The sequence below is a fragment of the Paenibacillus wulumuqiensis genome, assembly GCF_000971965.1.
Lineage (GTDB): Bacteria > Bacillota > Bacilli > Paenibacillales > Paenibacillaceae > Saccharibacillus > Saccharibacillus wulumuqiensis.
This window is the reverse complement of the sequence record NZ_KQ040793.1, coordinates 237,290-254,358: the sequence shown is the minus strand read 5'-3', so window position 1 is coordinate 254,358 and position 17,069 is coordinate 237,290. Positions and strand designations below refer to the sequence as shown.

18 protein-coding genes and 1 riboswitch are annotated in these 17,069 nt (G+C 48.8%); of the genes, 9 read left to right on the top strand and 9 right to left on the bottom strand.

Going from position 1 to position 17,069, the window contains the following annotated elements; all coding sequences use genetic code 11:
- Positions 1–2 precede the first annotated feature (2 nt).
- Positions 3–1,403 carry an allantoinase gene (locus WH45_RS04185; protein ID WP_046213142.1) on the top strand — a complete coding sequence of 467 codons (1,401 nt, stop codon included), beginning with the start codon at positions 3–5 and terminating at the stop codon, positions 1,401–1,403.
- 307 nt (positions 1,404–1,710) lie between these two features.
- On the opposite strand, the gene queF is transcribed toward WH45_RS04185, so the two are convergent.
- From queF to WH45_RS24195, 5 genes are all read right to left on the bottom strand, one after another.
- Positions 1,711–2,208, bottom strand: coding sequence for a preQ(1) synthase (gene queF, locus WH45_RS04180; RefSeq protein WP_017812795.1), 498 nt, complete (start codon positions 2,206–2,208; stop codon positions 1,711–1,713).
- Between the two features lie 353 nt (positions 2,209–2,561).
- Positions 2,562–3,491, bottom strand: a complete 930-nt coding sequence (gene queE, locus WH45_RS04175) for a 7-carboxy-7-deazaguanine synthase QueE (RefSeq protein WP_152663477.1) — start codon at positions 3,489–3,491, stop codon at positions 2,562–2,564.
- Positions 3,488–3,976, bottom strand: a complete 489-nt coding sequence (gene queD, locus WH45_RS04170; RefSeq protein WP_046213141.1) for a 6-carboxytetrahydropterin synthase QueD — start codon at positions 3,974–3,976, stop codon at positions 3,488–3,490. The genes queE and queD overlap by 4 nt, the downstream gene beginning before the upstream one ends.
- Positions 3,973–4,707 carry a 7-cyano-7-deazaguanine synthase QueC gene (gene queC / locus WH45_RS04165; protein ID WP_046213140.1) on the bottom strand — a complete coding sequence of 245 codons (735 nt, stop codon included), beginning with the start codon at positions 4,705–4,707 and terminating at the stop codon, positions 3,973–3,975. The genes queD and queC overlap by 4 nt, the downstream gene beginning before the upstream one ends.
- A gap of 400 nt (positions 4,708–5,107) precedes the next feature.
- A riboswitch (PreQ1 riboswitch) is annotated at positions 5,108–5,151 on the bottom strand.
- Positions 5,152–5,350: 199 nt separating this feature from the next.
- Entirely contained in the window at positions 5,351–5,464 is a 114-nt protein-coding gene (locus WH45_RS24195) for a DUF4253 domain-containing protein (protein WP_407668012.1), read from the bottom strand.
- A 270-nt stretch (positions 5,465–5,734) separates the two neighbouring features.
- On the opposite strand from WH45_RS24195, the gene WH45_RS04160 reads away from it, so the two are divergent.
- The 5 genes from WH45_RS04160 (at position 5,735) to budA (ending at position 11,691) form a co-directional block, all read left to right on the top strand.
- Entirely contained in the window at positions 5,735–6,556 is an 822-nt protein-coding gene (locus WH45_RS04160; RefSeq protein WP_046213139.1) for an imm11 family protein, read from the top strand.
- A gap of 470 nt (positions 6,557–7,026) precedes the next feature.
- Entirely contained in the window at positions 7,027–7,350 is a 324-nt protein-coding gene (locus WH45_RS04155) for a hypothetical protein (RefSeq protein ID WP_046213138.1), read from the top strand.
- 722 nt (positions 7,351–8,072) lie between these two features.
- On the top strand, positions 8,073–8,663 hold the full coding sequence (locus WH45_RS04150) for a hypothetical protein (RefSeq protein WP_046213137.1): 591 nt from the start codon (positions 8,073–8,075) through the stop codon (positions 8,661–8,663).
- A 571-nt stretch (positions 8,664–9,234) separates the two neighbouring features.
- A complete protein-coding gene (gene alsS / locus WH45_RS04145; RefSeq protein WP_046213309.1) occupies positions 9,235–10,911 on the top strand; it encodes an acetolactate synthase AlsS in 1,677 nt (558 codons plus the stop codon).
- 63 nt (positions 10,912–10,974) lie between these two features.
- A complete protein-coding gene (gene budA / locus WH45_RS04140) occupies positions 10,975–11,691 on the top strand; it encodes an acetolactate decarboxylase (RefSeq protein WP_046213136.1) in 717 nt (238 codons plus the stop codon).
- A 258-nt stretch (positions 11,692–11,949) separates the two neighbouring features.
- Here the strand turns inward: budA and WH45_RS04135 are convergent, their stop codons facing one another.
- Both WH45_RS04135 and WH45_RS04130 read right to left on the bottom strand, forming a co-directional pair.
- Positions 11,950–12,651 carry an AIM24 family protein gene (locus WH45_RS04135; RefSeq protein ID WP_046213308.1) on the bottom strand — a complete coding sequence of 234 codons (702 nt, stop codon included), beginning with the start codon at positions 12,649–12,651 and terminating at the stop codon, positions 11,950–11,952.
- Positions 12,652–12,710: 59 nt separating this feature from the next.
- Positions 12,711–13,124 carry an MreC domain-containing protein gene (locus WH45_RS04130; RefSeq protein ID WP_046213135.1) on the bottom strand — a complete coding sequence of 138 codons (414 nt, stop codon included), beginning with the start codon at positions 13,122–13,124 and terminating at the stop codon, positions 12,711–12,713.
- Between the two features lie 419 nt (positions 13,125–13,543).
- Here WH45_RS04130 and WH45_RS23715 point away from each other — a divergent pair, with 419 nt between their 5' ends.
- Together WH45_RS23715 and WH45_RS04125 are read left to right on the top strand one after the other, a co-directional pair.
- On the top strand, positions 13,544–13,705 hold the full coding sequence (locus tag WH45_RS23715; RefSeq protein WP_200897655.1) for a hypothetical protein: 162 nt from the start codon (positions 13,544–13,546) through the stop codon (positions 13,703–13,705).
- A 294-nt stretch (positions 13,706–13,999) separates the two neighbouring features.
- Positions 14,000–14,839 carry an EcsC family protein gene (locus WH45_RS04125; protein ID WP_046213134.1) on the top strand — a complete coding sequence of 280 codons (840 nt, stop codon included), beginning with the start codon at positions 14,000–14,002 and terminating at the stop codon, positions 14,837–14,839.
- Positions 14,840–14,989: 150 nt separating this feature from the next.
- Here WH45_RS04125 and WH45_RS04120 read toward each other — a convergent pair whose 3' ends face one another.
- Positions 14,990–15,499: a hypothetical protein gene (locus tag WH45_RS04120; RefSeq protein ID WP_046213133.1), complete on the bottom strand. Its 510-nt coding sequence runs from the start codon at positions 15,497–15,499 to the stop codon at positions 14,990–14,992.
- 265 nt (positions 15,500–15,764) lie between these two features.
- On the opposite strand from WH45_RS04120, the gene WH45_RS04115 reads away from it, so the two are divergent.
- Positions 15,765–16,478 carry a metal-dependent hydrolase gene (locus tag WH45_RS04115; RefSeq protein WP_046213132.1) on the top strand — a complete coding sequence of 238 codons (714 nt, stop codon included), beginning with the start codon at positions 15,765–15,767 and terminating at the stop codon, positions 16,476–16,478.
- 164 nt (positions 16,479–16,642) lie between these two features.
- Here the strand turns inward: WH45_RS04115 and WH45_RS04110 are convergent, their stop codons facing one another.
- Complete coding sequence (locus tag WH45_RS04110; RefSeq protein ID WP_046213131.1) at positions 16,643–17,056, bottom strand: ImmA/IrrE family metallo-endopeptidase; 414 nt, start codon at positions 17,054–17,056, stop codon at positions 16,643–16,645.
- Positions 17,057–17,069 lie beyond the last annotated feature (13 nt).

Sequence of the window (17,069 nt, the reverse complement as noted above, 5' to 3'; positions counted from 1 at the left end):
CTATGCATGTATATGATCTGGTCGTGATCGGCGGGAATGTTATATTTCCGGATGCCATAGAGCAGACCGATATCGCTGTACACAACGGTAAAATCGCGCATATCGGCAGACTGTCTGCCCCGGATATTGCAGGTGCGGTGCAGGTAATACATGCTGATGGCATGCAGGTAATGGCCGGCATGATCGATGCCCATGTGCATTTTAATGAACCGGGGTTTGGCGACTGGGAAGGGTTCAAGACCGGTTCGGCTGCACTGGCAGCAGGCGGATGCACCACCTATATGGATATGCCGCTGAACGGCGTACCGCCTACCGTTACGACGGCTGCGCTGGAGTGGAAAAGGGAATTGGCTGCCGGTCATTCCCATGTCGATTATGGCTGCTGGGGTGGCCTAGTGCCCGGCAATCTGGAAGAGATGGAAGCACTCAGCGAACAGGGAGTATGCGGGTTCAAGGCATTCATGTCCGCACCGGGAGATCCCGACGAAGAAGCCTTCCGTAATGTCGATGATACCACTCTGCTGGAAGGTATGCAGCGTATCGCCCGCATCGGCCGGGTACTGGCACTTCATGCCGAGAGCGAGCCTGTCGTCTCGAAGCTGACAGCATCTCTGCTGGCGGAAGGACGTACGACAGCTGCCGATTACTCTGCTTCCCGTCCGATCGAGGCCGAGCTGGAAGCGGTCATCCAGGCACTGGAATATGGCAAACAAACAGGCTGTCCGCTGCATTTTGTCCATATCAGCAGCGCAGCCGCTGTACAGATGATCCAGAATGCCCGCACCGAAGGGATGGACGTCACGCTGGAGACCTGTCCCCATTATCTGACCCTGACCGATCAGGATCTGGAGCAGATCGGGCCTGCTGCCAAGTGTGCGCCACCGCTGCGCAGTCTGGAGGAACAGGAACTGCTCTGGCAGTGCATCGCCGCCGGACAGATCGACATGATCACCTCCGATCACTCACCCTGTCCGACTGCACTCAAGACAGACGCGGCGCATATGTTCGAAGCATGGGGAGGTATCTCGGGAGCACAGCATTCCCTGGAACTGATGATCAGTGAAGGTTATGTAAAACGCGGATTACCTCTGCCGCTCATCAGCCGGATGGTTTCACTTGCACCGGCCCAGCGCTTCGGATTGTATCCACAAAAGGGCGAAATCGGCATCGGTGCAGACGCGGACCTGGTGATAGTGGATCTGGATACCTCTTATACGGTAGATCAGGAACAGCTATTGTACCGGCACAAACACAGCCCTTATGTAGGACGCGAGATCTTCTGTCAGGTGCAGCTGACAATGGTACGTGGACATATTGTATACACCCGTGAGCATGGGATGACAGATGAACCAATCGGCCAATCCCTCTGTATTCCCAATGAAAAGCCGCTGAGTCTATTTTGAACAATGCTGGCAGCATACGTGAGAAATAAGCAGAGGCATATTCTACAGATGTTACATTCGTACGATATATTGGAGATAATAATCGATAATGCACTGACAAGGATTCCTATCCAGCTCATCATCATGACAAAAAAGCTCACGATCCTCACCAAGCAGTGGGGATCGTGAGCTTTTATTTTAAAGGTGACCTTCAAGCGTTTGGCAGTTCGAACGCGGGGTTCAATACAAAATGATTTTGCAAAAAGCCAATATCCTACGGCTTCAAACCTGGAGAAAAGGTCCCTATTTCTTCCTGGAGGGATTGATATTAACGGTTATCGATCGTCTCCGGATACATATCATGGTTCATCATGCGATGCTCGGCCATTTGCTCATATTTGGTGCCCGGCTTGCCATAGTTGGTATACGGGTCAATGGAGATGCCGCCGCGCGGGGTGAATTTGCCCCATACTTCGATATAGCGCGGGTCCATCAGCTTCACCAGATCGTTGAGGATGATGTTCATGCAGTCCTCGTGGAAATCGCCATGATTGCGGAAGCTGAACAGGTACAGCTTGAGCGATTTGCTTTCCACCATTTTCACGTCGGGGATATAGCTGATATAGATGGTCGCAAAGTCCGGCTGGCCGGTAATCGGGCAGAGGCTGGTGAATTCCGGGCAGTTGAATTTGACAAAGTAATCACGGTACGGGTGTTTGTTGTCAAAGCTCTCCAGGATGCTCGGGTCGTACTCGAATGTGTATTTGGTGCCCTGGTTGCCGAGCAGGGTAAGGTCCTGCATTTCGTCTTGTTGTCTTCCTGACATATGGGAATCTCCTTTTTTACAGTGGGATTTTAGTGTGCATGGAGAGCAGCAGCGCTGCGAGGATGAGATTGCTCTGTCGGCCGCTGGTAAGCCCGGATATTTTTGAAATGACTGCTTGCAGCAGTAAATATCCGGGCTTAAAGGCGGCCTTTAGAGCAATTTCATCCTCTCCGCTGGAGCGTGCAGTTCATTTGCACACATTAAAATAAAGTACATTAACAAAAAAGATCTTCAAGCCTGCGGCTGGCATGAGGGTATTGGGATGACAGTAGATTCGGCTACTGGCCTTCTATTGAATACGGCTGCTTATCACAGCATGTTCATTTATTACTGAAATCAAAGGACAACTTCTCTTACACGCCGCGTTTGTTGCCCCATACGAGGGTGTGCAGCTGTGGCAGGATGCGGGCGTCGTTGAAGGCGGGGATGTCCATCGCCTGGTCGATCAGCCATTCGTAGCGGTGCAGCAGGGAAGAAGCGATGTTCTCGTCTGCGCTGGTGACGTCCGGGTTGCCGGTTTGCATGTAGAACGGTACGTTCGGGTAGCGTTTGTGTACCTGTTCGGCGTATTTTAGATCGGCTTCGTCGAAAATAACGACTTTGAGGCTGATCGACTGGTCGACCGGAGCCTGCTCATCCGAGTCGGCATAGATAATGTCCTGCATCATCTGGTTGATCTGGTTCTGGCGCAGTTTGCGGATGATGTTGTCGAGTATCTCGAAGTTGGTCTCCATACCCGAGCTTGGCGGCTTGGGGGAAATGGTGACGTCGTTGATATCGAGCAGCCAGTCCTGCCAGCGGGAGCCCTGTGTCTCGACAGCGGTACGGATGCCGTCCTGACGGAGCAGCTGTACGAGTTCGCCGATCGAACCCAGCAGTGCCGGATTGCCGCCGGAGATAGTGACATGGTTGAAACGGTCACCACCGATAGCTTTGAGCTCATCGTATACATCCTGTGCGCTCAACTTGCGGATCTGGTCTTTGGCACTGCCATCCCAGGTGAAAGCCGAGTCGCACCAGCTGCATCGGTAGTCGCAGCCTGCGGTGCGCACGAACATCGTTTTTTGCCCGATGACCATGCCTTCGCCCTGGACGGTCGGTCCGAAGATCTCCAGTACCGGTATAGTGGCTGTAGGGCGGACTGGCGTACCGGCAGATTCATTGCCGCGACGGAATTGCTCATTTTCGCGGCCAGCCGGGTCATTTGTATTATTTGACTCTTCCTTACTGTTTATCGGTTCGACCATCATATCGGCGGGGTTGTCGGTGAGCATTCGGCTCATGATTCCATCCACTCCCGTCTGGCTTCAGCGTAGCTCGTCGGTGTCTCGTACAGCTGGACGAATTCGGTGCGTCCGCCCTGAATCTGGTTACAGTAAGGGTCGCTTTGCAGCGCCTGTTCCATCTGTTCATACAGCCAGACGACCATATTCTCGGCAGTGGTATTCATTGGCGGCAGCGTCTCATTCAGGTAGCGATGATCCAGATACGGCTCGATACGCTCTTTCCAGATATTCTTGATATCGCCAAAGTCGATCACAATGCCATTGGTGGACGGGATGCCGCTAATGCCAAAAATAACTCTATACGTATGTCCATGCAGGTTCATGCATTTGCCTTCATAGGCATGCAGATGATGGGCTGCATCGAACGTGAATTCCTTGTTAACGAGCACCCGCTTGCGATGGTAGCGGAGCTGCTCATGCTGGATATCGGTGCCATACTGCTGCAGTTTCTCTACGATGCGAAATGGTCCGGGCTGGTTCATCGCTGGCCTCCTTGCGGAGCTGTCGCAGACGTATCCGTGTCATCCAGCTCGATCATGATGCGGCCTGCAGCCGGGGTGGCTGTGCGTTCTTGCATGTATTTATCCAGTCCTGCCTTGCGCAGTTTGCACGCCGGGCATTCTCCGCAGCCATCGCCGATGATGCCGTTGTAGCAGGTGAGTGTGTTCTCGCGAATATATTGAAAAGCGCCCAGTTCGTCTGCCATCTTCCACGTCTCCGACTTGTCCAGCCACATTAGCGGTGTATGAATGACAAAGTCATAGTCCATCGACAGATTGAGCGTGACATTCATGGATTTGACGAAAATATCACGGCAGTCCGGATAGCCGCTGAAGTCCGTCTCGCATACGCCCGTGATGATATGACGTGCGCCCTTTTGCTTGGCCATAACGGCCGCGAAGCTCAGGAACAGCAGATTCCGTCCATCGACGAACGTGCTTGGCAGCTGTCCTTCTTCCTCGGTAATCTCGATATCCGAACGGGTCAGGGCATTGGGAGCGAGCTGGTTCAGCAGGCTCATATCCAGAATCGTCTGCTGTACACCCTGTTCCTCCGCGATTTGCTTGGCGACTTCGATCTCGGCGCTATGGCGCTGCCCGTAGTTAAAAGTAACGACTTCCACCTCGGCAAAAGTCTGTTTGGCCCAGAACAGGCAGGTTGTACTATCCTGGCCGCCGCTGAATACGACAACCGCTTTTTCATTTTTAAGCATAAAAAATCTCTCCATTTCCATCAGGGGATATCAGAAAATATAGCCGGGCCTGAAATGGTATCTGCTGCACAACAAGACGATCCGGCAATAGCCGTTTATCATCAGGCAGGATACATATTCCTGGTCAAACGTGATTTCTGTTGTCCTTTGGGAAGAAGAGAGTTCCATGAACTTGATCTATAGTGGCATTTTGCAGCATCTTATGAGGGAAAATCAATTATGCATAAATAGACCCGGATGTATACAAAATGCTCAAGCAAAAACAAACCTGCGATTGCGGCATTTTAAATGATGTATCCACAGTAGACAGCTTCGCGATCTTACGGGAACAAAGCGTTCTCCGGCAGAGGCGGTGTCCAGCTCATGATGGATAATCTATTCAAAAGGCACCTGCAATGAGGCGGTTTTAGTTTTTTATAGAGGGAGTTCGCGAACCTCTCCCGCGTCGTACTGCACAGAACCTTCATTTATACCGATGATATAAATAGTAGTTCCAATCAGGACAACCACGGACTTTCTTCTGTTCAGGATGCGGCTGTAAAAACCGCTTCATCAGTATAGCATATTCAAGCATGATTGCTAGGGTAAATTATGCCAGTAGAGGATCGCTGCCGTACAGAGCTGCCGCTCTATTTAACAGAAATCAATCCCACCAGAAATACCAGATATCCTGTTGATTCAGGTAGCTGGCATATTCGCCAATCGTATCAAATAACTCCAATACATAGGGGCAGAACAGCATATGCTGCTTGACCAACTTCTTGATCAAAGATGAGTATTTCGAGTTTGTTGAACAAGAAGCCAATAAACTAGGAAAATGTTTTATTTTGGATTCAGGAGAAGGAAACGATTTTATAGATGAAAAACTGGCTGGGATGTAGAAAATTTAAGCATGAATTTTATAAAGATAGAGTACTGATTTTAAGCGAGATGGAATCTTTTTTATTCAAACAAAAATTTAACCTGATGAGTCGTAATCCCGGTATACTACTTTTGGAATTTATATTCTAAAGAAAGAAGGACAGGAATGAAAATTTGGAGCATTGCGATTATGGATGAAACATTAAGTATCGATGAATTAGAGACTGCTGAAAAAATAGAAGAATTAATAGATCTATTTTGTATAGGAGAGAAAGTCATTGACTGGCCAGGCATAGAATTAAAAACGTATTTAGAAGGTCTATATTCCGATTTTGCAAACTTCATATATGGACTACCTCTATTCAGTCAAAAAGTAGTAGAGATATTCCAACCTTTAATTGGAGAGCAGGTTGAATTTCTACCTGTGACTCATCCTGACCATAACTTTTTTATATGCAATATACTCAATATAGATGATTATATTGATCATAGTTTGGCTATACCAAAAAGAATTAGAATCTTAAAATTACTTCAAAGATATGATAATCATGTTTTCAAACATAAGCTTTTAAGGGGTTCTGCTAAAAGACATATTTTTCGGATTCCTGAGCTACCACTTAAAATTTTTGTTTCTGATGAATTTGTACAAACCTATCTGGAAAATGACTTGAATGGTTTACTTTTCAAACTGGTTTATGACTCTGAATCGAGAAATGCTGGCGATGAAAAACAAATTATTGCTTATCAAACATACATTACCGAGAGAATTGAAGTTGATGAAACCTATACCTGGGATCAGGCAATGAAGCTGATCGAACAAGGAGCAGCTTTTGCCAGTCAGCACTGGAAAATCCAACAAACTGAAGATGGAGATTTTATGATAGGTCAGTTAACGAGAAAATTGGATTATCAATTTTTCGTTCCTACAGTCACCCTAAAAGAGTTGCATAAGTTGAACTGGTACAAGACCAGTAAATCAGACATTTAAAATAATAGTAGCGTATCATTCAGATAAAGCCAGCTGCGAATATATACTTGAACATACAACTCATACAATCGCCGAAATAAAGAACCAAACAGGTGTATGCAATATTAGCGGAACGGAAGAAAGGAAATAAGGATAACGGATGATCTTTAAGCGTTTGGCAGTTCAAACGCGGAGTGCAATAAAAAGTGACTTTTGCGCAGCAAAATATCTTACTGCTTTAAGCTTGGAGAACCTCATTTCCCTCCCAATAATTAAAGGATCTCCAGGCTTAACCGGAGGACGTGTCCTTATTCCTTTCTGGAGTGAATGATGACTAACCTCCCTATATCCATTGGCAAGCACTCCCCATTCATGTTATTTTAAAGCAGACAGCGATAGCACCAACCTGACCGCAAGCAGCCATACATCAGGCACTATCGCCTTAACCACTCGCTTATATCAAACTAACTAACCATAAAGGAGATTCACCCATGAATATTACCATTCGCCGCGCTCAGCTGGAGAAGATGGAAGAACCGGAAAAAGGCTATATCGGCAAAGTCGAACTGGAAGTCGAAGGTCATGCAGAACCTTATGAAATCACCCTGTTCTCCAAACGGGGAACAGACTGGGATTACAGCCTGCATTTCCTCAATGAATCCGGCAAGGAAGAAGAGATCGAAGCCCTGGAGACCGTTATCGAGGAAAATGACGATGAATTCGATCGGATTATCGATGCAGCCTGGGATGCCTGCGCCAGCGAGGACATACCGCCTCATGTCCAGCGCGAACGCGAGGAAAATGCCAACAACTGATCCGATAACCGGAACATGATCTTGTGCTCAATCATCTGACAGGTTCTATTCTGTTTCTGTTTTTCACAGCTGTTTTCGGTATAAACACAGTCGGTCCAACAGCCCCCAAAAGTACGTTTCCCACAGCCATCCACTGTATCTAATACAGCGGGTGGCTATTTGTGCTGCAGTTGTTGATCGTTCATCTTGATAATGATATCCTTTTTATTTAGATCGGGACGCTATTTAATACTCAAGGCACAAAGTCATGCCTGTATAGATACAATTTACTGGTTATCCTCAGAAAAAGTCGAAAGTATTTAAAAAGTTAGTATTTAAGCATTTTACTCAAGGAAATTAGTTAAAAGATAGGTCGACACCCTTTTCAATTGTAAATATAATGGGTAGTAAAGACTATTAATTGCGCAATCACGTATGCCGATTATGACAAATATCTTCAAATTTTGAATAACGGAGTCTTTAGACTCAGGATTTTGCAGGTACGATCCTGTTACACTGAAATATGCTCTGTGATACGTAAAGTATCCGTATACACCATATTGGAAACAAGGCATCTAGCAGACGAGCAGAAATGGCAGTTACCTGATGTACCCTTATTACAGACCAAAAATAACTATGCAAAATAGATGTGAACGTAAATGCGAAAGAATGGTTGAAGCGCGACGAAAAAGGCCGTTAAACAATGCCAATCTGAGGAATGTATAACAGAGAGGAGATTAATAATGATCAGTTTTTTTCGCAATAAAACGATTCCGTTAGCAGAGCAGTGGAATAAGCTGCAAGAGGCAGGCATTGTACTGAATGCCGAGGTGGAGATGCAGCAGGTAATCGCTGGCAATTCACTGTCCTGGTATGAGGAGCGGCCATATACCAATCTGCTGATTTCACTCGGAGAACAGATATGTACGGATCATGAATGCGTCTATCCTTCGGATCAGCTCTGGTACGTCGATCTGCAGGCAATTGAGAACACGGATCTATATACTCAGCTGGCCGAACGTATGGTGGCGATGACCGGAGATCAGCTGGATATGAAGTTTATCCGCAGCTGCCTCGATCACGAGAAAGAGCAGGTGTTATTCTCTTTCCTGTATCATGGAGAGAAAGTCGAATGGGATATCCGGTATTACCATGAATGGGCAGACAAGACGTTTTTTGACCGGGTAATTCAGCTGGATATGCGGCGCGGCGGAGAGCGGCAGTTTGTCTATATGGCACTCGGTCAGCATCTGCTGATGGCCTACATTGACCAGAAGCAGTACAAAATGCTGAACAAGCTGGTCGAGCCTCGTTTTGAACTCTGGAAATCATAAGCCGTTTTTTCCCCAATGTGAATAAAATCAAAGCAAGCGCCTTACTTTTCGAATGATATGAAAAGTAGGGCGTTTTTTGTGTTTGGTATCCAGTTGGCTTATACTGCTGCTCCGCTGGAGTGTCGTTCATTGATTCTTTGTTATTGGGTAAGCGCTATAGTTTTTATAAACAATGTAGACTGGAACATGATGGTAATATGCTGTTTTATACATATTTTTAAATTCTAAAGATTGGAATATCGGCTTTATTCCGGCATGAACGGGCAAAATCATGCATGAAAACGCTACATGAATAGCGTAATAAGAAATTGATAGCTATTTCGGGACTATGGTCATTTTGTTATCGTTTTCAGTAGATATTTCAAATTTTAAGGGTTGATTTTACTTTTTATGGTAATAGAATAGATATGTACTCTTTTCCATATTTACATGTAATTACAGAAAAATAACATACGCACACCAAAAAAAGGAGATGGATAGAATGAGTACGACTACCCGAACAGAGAGAGAGAATATGATGATCCCAACTGCCCAATCTTCCGATGCACAGACTTCTGATTCCAGCAATGAAATGGCGGCTGCCGCCACACCGAAAGCAAAGACAGGGGCCGATATGGTCGTGGATACCCTGATTGCCCAGGATGTTAAATATGTATTCGGTATTCCCGGTGCCAAAATTGACCCGGTATTCGATGTACTGCAGGACCGTGGTCCACAGCTGATCGTGTGCCGACATGAACAAAATGCTGCTTTTATGGCGGCAGCGATCGGCAGACTGACCGGCAAACCCGGTGTATGTCTGGTAACATCCGGTCCTGGTGCATCCAACCTCGTAACCGGTCTGGTCACTGCCAATGCAGAGAGTGATCCTGTCGTGGCACTTGCCGGTGCCGTTCCGCGTACAGCCAGTCTGAAGCGGACCCACCAATCAATGGATAATGCCGGTCTGTTCCAGCCGGTAACCAAATACAGCGTCGAAGTCGGACATCCCGATAACGTCGCCGAAGCGATTACCAATGCGTTCCGTGAAGCTTCCGCTTCCCAGCCGGGTGCAGCCTTTGTCAGTCTACCTACCGATGTGCTGCTGCAGGAAGCAAGCGAGTTTCATTTCCATAATACACGGATGCCTCAGCTGGGAACGGCTCCCACCGAACTGATCTCATCCGTGGCTGAGCAGATTCGCCAGGCGAAAATGCCGGTTCTGCTGCTCGGTATGAAGGCGAGCTCTCCGGCGGTAACCGCTGCGGTACGTGAGCTGATTCGTGATACCGATCTGCCGGTCGTAGAGACGTTCCAGGCTGCCGGAGCGATCTCGCGTGATCTGGAAGATCATTTCTATGGCCGCGTTGGTCTGTTCAGCAACCAGCCGGGTGATATTCTGCTGCAGCAGTCTGATCTGGTGCTCACCATCGGCTATGATCCGATCGAATATGATCCGTACTTGTGGAACAAGGGCGATAATCGCCTTGTCTTCCATCTGGACAACCGCAAAGCCGATATTGACCAGGATTACCAGCCAGCCGGCGAGCTGATCGGGGATATTGCGATGAACGTTAATGCACTGACTCCGCTGCTGAAAGGGCTGCGCTTCTCCACTGAAGCCCGCAATGCCATGCGCCGCCAGCAGAACCGATTGACCCAGGACGATATTGCGATCACGTCTGCGGAAGAAGGGCGCGTGCATCCGCTGTACTTTATCCGTACCCTGCGCAAGCTGATCAATGATCAGGTGACCGTTACCTGTGATGTGGGTTCCCACTATATCTGGATGGCCCGTTACTTCCGTTCGTATGAACCGCGCCGTCTGCTGTTCAGTAATGGTATGCAGACACTGGGCGTCGCACTGCCATGGGCGATTGCCGCTGCACTGGTCAATCCACATGAGAAAGTCGTATCCATCTCTGGTGATGGAGGCTTCCTGTTCTCCTCGATGGAACTGGAAACCGCGGTACGCCTACAGTCTCCGCTCGTCCACATCGTATGGAATGACGGTACCTATGATATGGTCGCTTTCCAGCAGGAAATGAAATACGGCCGCACCTCGGGTGTTCATTTCGGAGATGTGGATATTGTGAAATATGCGGAGAGCTTCGGTGCGGTCGGTCTGCGTGTTCATCATCCAGGCGAGCTTGAAGAGGTGCTGCGTCAGGCGCTTGCCCAGCAGGGACCTGTCGTTGTGGATATTCCTATCGATTACAAAGACAACATCAAGCTCGGCGCCAAACTGCTGCCGGATGCCATGAACTGATCGGACGAGAAAAATACCTGACAGTACACCTATGGAACGGACCTATAAAAGGAGAGAAATATCATGAAAAACCCTGTAGTCTATCAAGCTTCGACGATGGTTGCCCTATTGAGCGGACTGTATGACGGTGCAATCACATTCGGAGAACTCAAGCAGTACGGCGATTTCGGGATCGGTACTTTTCACCAGCTGGATGGAGAGATGATCGCTTTTGACGGATCGTTCTACCATCTGTATCCGAACGGCACAGCCAAACGGGTGCTGCTGGAAGAGAGCACACCGTTCTCTACCGTGACTTTTTTCGAAGCCCAGCAGACGCATGAGTTCAACCGGACCATGACCCGGGAAGAGCTGGAAAAGGTACTGGACGGACTGATCTCCAGCCCGAACGTGTTCCATGCGATCCGGATCGAAGGACAGTTCCGCGAAGTGCATACCCGTACGGTTCCGCATCAGGAGAAACCGTACAAACCATTCGTGGAAGTCACCAAGTCCCAGCCGTCTTTCCATTTCAAAAATGTGAAAGGGATTATCGCCGGGTTCTGGACACCGGCATTTGCCCAGGGAATTGGTGTCGCAGGTTATCATCTGCACTTTATTAATGATGCCCGCAACGGTGGCGGACATGTGCTCGACTTTGCCGTGGAGAACTGCAAAATCACGCTGTGCAGCAGCGAGCAGTTCAACCTGCTGCTGCCGACCGATGAGACCTATCTGAAAGCGGATCTGGCTGCTCCGAATCTGGAGCAGGATATCCTGACAGCAGAAGGTTCACGCTGACCGATTGCACAGACGGTAAGAGGAATGGATTATCCGGCAGTCGTACGCAAAGGAAAGCTATTTAAAATGCCGTTCTGAACGAACAAATCGGCCGGTAAGTGGTTAGAAAGAAGCCGGTTATTGAACCTTTCTCAACACAAAACCCTCCTTATCCGATTGAGTGATAAGGAGGGTTTTTTAGTACAAAGATTTTGTGATGTGAATTAGGTATGGATCAGTATAAATAGGGGTCTGTTAAAAATGCTACCGAATCGATCCTTATTTGATAAAAATGCCGCCGAACGGAATCACTTCGCGCAGGATGCGCCGGAACAGACTGTCATCGTTCAGATGCTCTGCCAGTTCACCGTTATCATGGCCGCTCTGGATCAGAATGGAGCCGCTGCCGGTTATGGCCCACTGGTAGTGCATATGCTGGCTGGCCAGATGATTGCCGTAGACGCTCAGCTTGAGGGTGGCATTTTCCGGATAGGCGAGCAGGCTGCGCGCATCCACATAGATCGGAGTGGATGGATGCAGCTTCATCTCCATGACAGTTCCCTGGGTGAGCAGTCCAATCTCTCCCTGACCGCCAAATTTCACTTTGACCACATCCCGGGTGATAAGGATGTTTTTGAGTTTGAGCAGCCGTGTCTGCATAGTGATGCCTTCCGTATAATAGAACAAATGGCGAAAATCATACAGCAGATCGCTGCCTGGCTCGATCGTAATTGGGATCATGTTAAATCCGGGCGGCAGGGAGGCGACAAACCGGCACGGACCGGTAAAGTCAGCCCGGATCAGATTGCGTTTGCGGTACATGCCTTTGACATCCATCAGTCGGTCATGCCGTCCGCCGGAAGGGCCGTCATACGCGATAATTTGTCCAGGGTGAAGCATATGGAGCTTCTCCTGATCGGATAATGCTACAGTAACCGCCTGTCCGGAGACAGGGGGATGCGTGGATTGCTGCCATTCCAGTTGCAAGAGAGAACCTCCTTTATCCCATAATAAGCATATAAATAAAGAGCCGCCGTAGCTTAACGGCGGCGCAGTCCAAACCGGACGAGACGGGTGAAAACAAACCACAGGACTACAAGCCCGATCGCCGAGAAGACGATCGTTTTCCAGAAGCGGGCGCTTGCCGCACGTTCGGCTTCGGACTGCTGCAGCTGCTGGATCGTCTGCGCGAGCAGCTGGTTCTGCTCGGCCAGCCGGGCATTTTCCTCCCGGTAGGCTTCGATGCTGGTCTGCGCCTGATCCAGCTGGTTCATCGCATTGCTGTAACCCTGTTTGAGTTCATTGACTTCCTCGGGCAGGCTGGTGAAGCTTTTGACACCATTTTTATAGTCTTCCCACCAGCCGGCGTGAACAGAAGGCTGGGCGGCTGTTAGTCCGGACAGAACGAGTACCGCGATCAGACCGGTCTGCAGGTAGCGGGACTTGAATTTCACATAAATTCCTCCTTACTGTGGAGCGGTTGCTTGGAGACAGGTATCCTAACTGTATATTAACCACAACACTGAATTTTGCATGGACGCTGATTCAGTACAGTCTACAAGGTTTACGTATGAAAGGGCAGCGATGATGCACTTTCTTAATAAAATGGATGAATCAAAAGGGCAGCAGCCAGGCAGGTAAACAGCCTGTGCTCACTTGATGAATCTGGATTTTTGGCAGACAACTGTTTAACAGGTCATTGCACAGGGTAATAAATACATGTCCTGGAGGACCAGCGGCGAATTTTCACCTGCCATCTGAACGGCATCTGATTTTCTGTAACCTGCTATACACCGGATTAACGCCTTTTTATCCATTGTAAATGGAATCCATATACGACTATTTCTATTATAACATTCGAGGAGTGAACAATATGTACGATACTAACTTTGATCCCAATTTCAAAAAAATCACCATTACAGTAAACGGAGAGCCCGTTGGCAATGGATTGCTGATTGATCGGGTCACTTATGTGCCTGTACGTGACAACCGTGAGACTCAGGATACAACCAAAGATTCTGCACAGATGATCTGACAGCCGGTACGTGCTCTGCACGCGGCTGTACTCCCTGTGTGAGCAGGGATATCCAACATAACCTTATACCTATAGACGCGGGCAGATGCTCCGCGGCTTTTTCATTTTAGAAGAAGATGATGCCAAGATAGTCACTTCCGGCATAGGCCGGTCTTGGCCTGATTCGGCGGTCGCCGCACAAACATAGACCGTGTTGTCATGAAACCGATTGAATCGGGTATAATACATATACACAGAGACAGAAGCACCAGCGTATGGAATACACATACATATCAACAGTGAGGAGTCGATGGGATGCATACACAGGAGAGCCGTACAGAACTGGAACAGGAACTGCAGCAGATCGCCAAATGGGAGAATGATCAGAGAGGAAGCTCGATTCTGGATAAAATCGGCCGGATTCCATTTATGCTGCTGGATCGTCTGACCCCCAAATTTATCCGGGACAAGATCGGAACAGCGCTCAATGAGCTGGGACGCTTTATTCAAAATGGCGGCAAATATCTCGTCTCCCCCAAAGGAATTATGCAGCGTCTGGCCAAAGCAAATGGCCAGGAAGAAGCGGAATTGACTCCGCGCGATGTGGCCCAGCTGCCGCTCAAGGTGATGGATAATACGGCTCTGGAAATCTCCAGAAGCCGTTCCAATCTGGCAGCGCTGGAGGGAGCCGCGTCGGGAGTAGGCGGTATCTTTACGATTGCAGCGGATATTCCGGCGATGATCGGCATCTCGCTCAAGGCACTGCAAGAGATTGCCCTGTGCTACGGGTATTATCCTTCCGATCCCAAAGAGCGGCTGTTTATCCTGAAATGTCTGCAGTTCGCTTCCTCGGATGTGGTCGGCAAAAAGGCGGTACTGGAAGAACTGGCGGATTTTGAAAAAGGGGATACAGGCAAAGAGGTCTTCTCCCAGATTCAGGGCTGGCGTGAAGTAATTATGACGTACCGTGATAACTTTGGCTGGCGCAAGTTGTTCCAGGCCGTACCGATTGCCGGGATCGTCTTCGGCTCTTTTGTTAATAAAAACTCACTGGAAAGTCTGACCGAAGTCGGTCGTACACTGTACCGCAAGCGCCGGATTATGGAGCGTCTGCAGCAGATGGAGCAGGCCGGATCGGATGCAGCGGAAGCCTGATACTGCCTGCAGCGGCAGTTGGCAGGGAAGACAGGCAAAAACAAAGAAGGCGGATATGGCATCTACATGTCATCATCCGCCTTCTTTGTTTTTATTTACACGAACATATGTGCTATAATAGTTCAGTTCCATATAATGCTGTATGTCTGTCTAATGGATGTGCAGCTGCTGCATCTGCATACCGAGAATGGTGTAGTCAGGGTAATCCGCATGATTTTCGGCGAAGAGGGCGCTAATCTGGCGGCTGTTATGACTGTCGACCCATACTTTGCGCAGGGAATCTTCATAATGCTGCTCCGTGACCGGTACATAACGCTCGACTCTGCTGTTCAGGGACTGCACGGTATCGACAAATGCCTGCCAAGAGACTTCGCGCTTGAATTCCGGCGAGGTCTGGGAATAGACCAGTTCATAATTGCCCTGCAGCAGCACATCGGCCAGCTGTTCCGGCAAAATCGGATCATGGGCTTCCGGAGAAGGCGTCACCCTCACCGAAGTGCGCTGCGGCTGGATGACCTGCACCGATTTGACGGACGCACTGTAGCCTTTGGTATGATCTGCTCTGCTGCCGGCCAGCATGTCAGAGCTGCACCCGGTCAGCAAAGAACCGGACAACAGACTGCAGAGCAGGACCGGAAGCCATTTATTGGATCGTCTCATATCAATCATTCTCCTTAGTAAGGAGCCGAACAGGGCTCTTGAAAGTCATGGATCAGACGGGCGGATAATAAGCTGTTTCTATCATTACCATACTATAATTCAGCGAGCCACAGCACATGATATCCAAAATTTAACATTGAGTTGATAATAAAAACAGTTCATTTACAAATCGTTCTGCCGAACGGATATCACCTGTGCCGCATGAGGCATAGTCACTCCTACAACACGATCAACGCGCAAGCAATCTGAAAGGAAGAACACGCTTATGATGGGCAAATCCCACTTTATTATCAGTACAGGTCTGACGGTATCGCTCATGACGATGGCCGGCGTTCCTGTGACTTCGGCTGCTGTAGTGGCCGCTGCCGTCAGTTCATTATTACCCGATATTGACGAGCCTAATTCAATCCTCGTATCCAAGACACTGTCCGAGCCGATTCTGCGCATTTTGCAGACGATTATGCTTGCCTCTGTCGTCTGGATTCTGTGGAAAGGGATATTCGGCATGCCATGGGATATCGGCATAGCGGTAGCGATAGTGTTTGTCGCCTTTTTGCCGACCCGGTCGCTGCGCAAAGTGGTCATGTTCCTGATCGGTGTCGGCATTATTATCTATGGACGCGAGATTGCTCCATGGAACTATATGGGCGGTAGTCTGCTGATTATCTGTACTTTCCTGCCGCACCGCGGGCTGACGCATACGATCTATGGCACCGCCGCCTGGACAGCGCTGCTCTATGGCACCACAGCTCATCTGGGCTCCAGCATCTGGGTTGCCGGGGGCGTCTCCTATCTGCTGCATCTGCTGGCCGATTCACTGACCAACCGCGGCGTCCGCCTGCTGCCGCCGCTGAAATGGAAGCTGCGCTTCAACCTGATGAGCACAGGAACCAAAAAAGGTTCTGCTGTCGAGAATGTATGCATTATTCTGACACTGATCATCGCCGGAATTGTCTTCCTGCCCAAACTGTCGGGCTAGTCTGCAATTACTCTGCTGTGTCCAGCCGCGTTAGAGCATCATTTGCACACTTTATGAACATGCCAAAAAGGAACGGCTTTACCAGGCCGTTCCTTTTTGCTGTGCAGCAGAAGTATGTGAACCAAACAAATCGAAGTGCAGGAATGAAACAAACATATGTTCGGTCAGAGGTTAAAAAAATATAGCATTTCCCGGGGGATGCCTGTGCGCATCGCAAAAGCTTCCAGCGTCTCACCTGCACGCTGTTCCTGTCCAGCCGTCAGCAGGGTAATGGCAAACGAATTCGCCTGCCTTTCCAGCTTGCCCGGCCAGAAGTAAGAATGTTCCTCCAGGAAAAAGCGGCTCAATCCTTTGTGAAGCCGATCGTGACCTAATTCGTGCGCACACACAAATCGCTGCCACTGATCGGATAAGCCCTGATTAATTACAATGAAGCGCCGCCGGAGTTTTTTGTAGTACAGTCCTTTGGTGGACTTGCCGAGATCCATGTAGCGAATATGTATGCCGAGCGCTTCAGCAATTTCAAAAGGGCAGTTTGTCTTATACTTGTGGACCAGATGAGCTGCAGTATCATCCATCGGTACAATCACC

Coding starts and splice junctions, on each gene's coding strand:
- WH45_RS23715 (WP_200897655.1), top strand. CDS start 13,544: ATGTACGATACTAACTTTGATCCCAATTTCAAAAAAATCACCATTACA.
- WH45_RS04150 (WP_046213137.1), top strand. CDS start 8,073: ATGATCAGTTTTTTTCGCAATAAAACGATTCCGTTAGCAGAGCAGTGG.
- queF (WP_017812795.1), bottom strand. CDS start 2,208: ATGTCAGGAAGACAACAAGACGAAATGCAGGACCTTACCCTGCTCGGC.
- WH45_RS04125 (WP_046213134.1), top strand. CDS start 14,000: ATGCATACACAGGAGAGCCGTACAGAACTGGAACAGGAACTGCAGCAG.
- WH45_RS04160 (WP_046213139.1), top strand. CDS start 5,735: ATGAAAATTTGGAGCATTGCGATTATGGATGAAACATTAAGTATCGAT.
- WH45_RS04115 (WP_046213132.1), top strand. CDS start 15,765: ATGATGGGCAAATCCCACTTTATTATCAGTACAGGTCTGACGGTATCG.
- WH45_RS04110 (WP_046213131.1), bottom strand. CDS start 17,056: ATGGATGATACTGCAGCTCATCTGGTCCACAAGTATAAGACAAACTGC.
- queC (WP_046213140.1), bottom strand. CDS start 4,707: ATGCTTAAAAATGAAAAAGCGGTTGTCGTATTCAGCGGCGGCCAGGAT.
- WH45_RS04120 (WP_046213133.1), bottom strand. CDS start 15,499: ATGAGACGATCCAATAAATGGCTTCCGGTCCTGCTCTGCAGTCTGTTG.
- WH45_RS04155 (WP_046213138.1), top strand. CDS start 7,027: ATGAATATTACCATTCGCCGCGCTCAGCTGGAGAAGATGGAAGAACCG.
- alsS (WP_046213309.1), top strand. CDS start 9,235: ATGGCGGCTGCCGCCACACCGAAAGCAAAGACAGGGGCCGATATGGTC.
- queE (WP_152663477.1), bottom strand. CDS start 3,491: ATGAGCCGAATGCTCACCGACAACCCCGCCGATATGATGGTCGAACCG.
- WH45_RS04185 (WP_046213142.1), top strand. CDS start 3: ATGCATGTATATGATCTGGTCGTGATCGGCGGGAATGTTATATTTCCG.
- budA (WP_046213136.1), top strand. CDS start 10,975: ATGAAAAACCCTGTAGTCTATCAAGCTTCGACGATGGTTGCCCTATTG.
- queD (WP_046213141.1), bottom strand. CDS start 3,976: ATGAACCAGCCCGGACCATTTCGCATCGTAGAGAAACTGCAGCAGTAT.